General features: G+C 66.0%; 3 protein-coding genes. 1 reads left to right on the top strand and 2 read right to left on the bottom strand.

Annotated features, from left to right (window positions below):
- Together G3N94_RS41225 and G3N94_RS41220 are read right to left on the bottom strand one after the other, a co-directional pair.
- Positions 1–400, bottom strand: a 400-nt coding sequence (locus G3N94_RS41225; RefSeq protein WP_277398615.1) for a magnesium chelatase domain-containing protein, incomplete at its 3' end; no start/stop codon positions are given.
- A gap of 256 nt (positions 401–656) precedes the next feature.
- Positions 657–905: an accessory factor UbiK family protein gene (locus G3N94_RS41220; RefSeq protein ID WP_124600038.1), complete on the bottom strand. Its 249-nt coding sequence runs from the start codon at positions 903–905 to the stop codon at positions 657–659.
- Positions 906–1,257: 352 nt separating this feature from the next.
- Here G3N94_RS41220 and G3N94_RS41215 point away from each other — a divergent pair, with 352 nt between their 5' ends.
- Positions 1,258–1,596, top strand: coding sequence for a P-II family nitrogen regulator (locus tag G3N94_RS41215; RefSeq protein ID WP_006398175.1), 339 nt, complete (start codon positions 1,258–1,260; stop codon positions 1,594–1,596).
- The last annotated feature ends 197 nt before the right edge of the window (positions 1,597–1,793 follow it).

Below are 1,793 nucleotides of genomic sequence, written 5' to 3'. Positions count from 1 at the left end.
GCCGGTCGCGCGCGACGCCGCACGCCATCGCGAACGCGCCGCGCATCGGCCGCAGCGCGCCGGTCAGCGACAGCTCGCCCGCGAATTCGCGGCCGGCCAGCGCGTCGGCCGGGATCTGGCCGTTCGCGGCGAGGATGCCGAGCGCGATCGGCAGGTCGAAGCGGCCCGACTCCTTCGGCAGGTCGGCTGGCGCGAGATTGACGGTAATGCGGCGGACCGGAAATTCGAAGCCGCAGTTCTGCAACGCGGCACGCACGCGCTCGCGGCTTTCACGGACTTCGAGATCGGGCAGGCCGACGATCGAGAACGACGGCAATCCGTTGGCAAGGTGGACTTCGACGGTGACGTCCGGCGCGCGGCCGGCCGCCGGTGCGCGGCTGCGCACCAAGGCAAGCGACATGGCGAGGCTCCTGTTGAGCGGGCGGGCAGCCTCGGGGGCCGCCTGCCGCGGATAGGGGGAGTGATCGGTGCGCGCTTGCCGGCGTGGCGCGGATGAAAGAACGACGGGACGAATGCTGGAACGGGATCAATGCATCCGGGTACATCAGGGCGGGCGTGAACGAGCCGCATTAGGGCTCAGATGAGGGCCCACATGACGGCCCGCTCACGCCTGCGCATCAGCCCTGTACCTCAGGCCTGATGCGCAGTCCTTTACATCAAGCTTGCGAAGCGAGCTTCTGCTCGAGTTCCGCGACGCGCTTTTCCAGCTCCTCGAGACGCACGCGGGTGCGGGCGAGCACCTGTGCCTGCGTGTCGAATTCCTCGCGGGTGACGAGATCGAGCTTCGAGAAGCCTTGCGACAGCATGGCCTTCACGTTGCGCTCGACGTCCTTGGCCGGCGAGTTTTTCAGCAGGTCGCTGACACGCGACTGCAGGTCGTTGAAAACGTCGCTGGGTTGCTTCATGTGATTCCCCTTCATTGCACAAAAAATGTGCATCTTCAGTTGCATACGTGCCCATGATGCACGCATGACCGGAAATGGTGCGTGCGAAGCGCGATTTCCGGGCATGGCGCCCGCATGGGTGAAAGTCCCGGCGTTGCGGGACGTGCGTGCACTCTAGCAACGTTCGTCGCCCGGCGCCAGCAAACCCGGCCCGCGTTGGCCATTCGGCCGGGCTCCGCCGCCGTTTCGCAACGGATGCGACCCCCGCAACGCGCGTCGAAGCACGACTCGGGCCGACATGGCATGCGAGTTGCTGAGGGTAGTCCGCTACACATCCAACCAATTCGACGGGACAACCCAGCGAGAGGACTTCATGAAACTCATTACCGCAATCATCAAGCCGTTCAAGCTCGATGAGACGCGCGAAGCGCTCTCCGCGCTCGGCGTCTCGGGCATCACGGTGACGGAGGTGAAAGGGTTCGGGCGCCAGAAGGGGCACACCGAGCTGTACCGGGGCGCCGAATACGTGGTCGATTTCCTGCCGAAGATGAAGATCGAGGCGGCTGTGTCCGACGATCTCGTCGACCAGGCGGTGGAAGCGATCGAGCGGGCGGCACGCACCGGCAAGATCGGCGACGGCAAGATTTTCGTCACGCCGATCGAGCAGGTGATCCGGATCCGCACCGGGGAGACGGGCGCGGACGCGCTGTAATCGACAAGACAAGCGACAAGAGGAAAACCAAGATGCGCAAACTTCTGATGTCCCTGCTGATGGCCGGCTCGCTGATCGCGGCCGGCGTTGGCCCCGCGCTCGCGGACGACGCGGCATCGGCCGCGGCTGCTTCCGCGCCTGCCGCCTCGGCACCGGCCGACGCGTCGGCTGCCGCTGCATCGGCTACTTCGGCTGCT

The sequence above is a fragment of the Burkholderia sp. Ac-20353 genome, from assembly GCF_017104785.1.
Classification (GTDB): domain Bacteria; phylum Pseudomonadota; class Gammaproteobacteria; order Burkholderiales; family Burkholderiaceae; genus Burkholderia.
The sequence above is the reverse complement of the archived record's forward strand: the minus strand, read 5'-3'. Positions and strand labels throughout refer to the sequence as shown.

What these genes read in the sequence shown, in the direction of transcription:
- G3N94_RS41220 (WP_124600038.1), bottom strand. Translation starts at nt 905, where the DNA reads ATGAAGCAACCCAGCGACGTTTTCAACGACCTGCAGTCGCGTGTCAGC.
- G3N94_RS41215 (WP_006398175.1), top strand. Translation starts at nt 1,258, where the DNA reads ATGAAACTCATTACCGCAATCATCAAGCCGTTCAAGCTCGATGAGACG.